We start from the raw sequence: 1,169 nt of genomic DNA, 5'->3' as shown, positions 1-1,169 counted from the left end.
ATTTCCCTCGCCATCACCGCTTGGCGTTCTCGATGAACGGATTTGCCTGTTCATCCGCCTGACGGTTTGGACGCGCACTTCCAGCGGCGCGCTTGCCCTTCCTTTCTGCGTCCCCCCATCACTCAAACGGGAAGGAGGTGGTACAGGAATTTCCACCTGTTTGCCATCGCCTACGCCTTTCGGCCTCGGCTTAGGTCCCGACTAACCCTGAGCGGACGAACCTTCCTCAGGAAACCTTGGGTTTTCGACGGAAGGGATTCTCACCCTTCTTTTCGTTACTCATACCGGCATTCTCACTTCCAGGCGCTCCACCGGTCCTTTCGGTCCGGCTTCGCTGCGCCTGGAACGCTCCCCTACCACGCCCGTAAAGGGCGTCCACAGCTTCGGTGATACGTTTAGCCCCGGTACATTTTCGGCGCAGAGTCACTCGACTAGTGAGCTATTACGCACTCTTTCAATGATGGCTGCTTCTAAGCCAACATCCTAGTTGTCTAAGCAACTCCACATCCTTTTCCACTTAACGTATACTTGGGGACCTTAGCTGGTGGTCCGGGCTGTTTCCCTCTTGACGACGGATCTTAGCACTCGCCGTCTGACTCCCGGAAAACAAGTCGCTGGCATTCGGAGTTTGACTGAATTCGGTAATCCGGTAGGGACCCCTCGTCCAATCAGTGCTCTACCTCCAGGACTCTCTCTTCCGAGGCTAGCCCTAAAGCTATTTCGGGGAGAACCAGCTATCTCCGCGTTCGATTGGCATTTCACCCCTACCCACACCTCATCCCCGCAATTTTCAACTTGCGTGGGTTCGGGCCTTCAGCAGGTGTTACCCTGCCTTCACCCTGGACATGGGTAGATCACGCGGTTTCGGGTCTGCGGCCGGATACTGATGCGCCCTGTTCAGACTCGCTTTCGCTGCGGCTCCGCGTTCTCCGCTTAACCTTGCATCTGACCGCAACTCGCCGGTTCATTCTACAAAAGGCACGCCGTCACCCATAAACGGGCTCCGACATCTTGTAGGCACACGGTTTCAGGATCTCTTTCACTCCCCTTCCGGGGTGCTTTTCACCTTTCCCTCACGGTACTGGTTCACTATCGGTCACTGGGACGTATTTAGCCTTGGGAGATGGTCCTCCCGGATTCCGACGGGGTTTCTCGTGCCCCGTCGTACT

The 1,169-nt window shown here is 56.2% G+C and carries 1 rRNA gene; it reads right to left on the bottom strand.

Annotated features, from left to right (window positions below):
* Nucleotides 1–1,169, bottom strand: a 23S ribosomal RNA gene (locus G475_RS0122035); the annotation flags it as partial.

This window comes from Salibacterium aidingense DSM 18341 (genome assembly GCF_000429685.1).
In the GTDB taxonomy this organism is placed as follows: domain Bacteria; phylum Bacillota; class Bacilli; order Bacillales; family Marinococcaceae; genus Salibacterium; species Salibacterium aidingense.
Note: the sequence above shows the minus strand (reverse complement) of the source record. Positions and strands in the feature narration are given on the sequence as shown.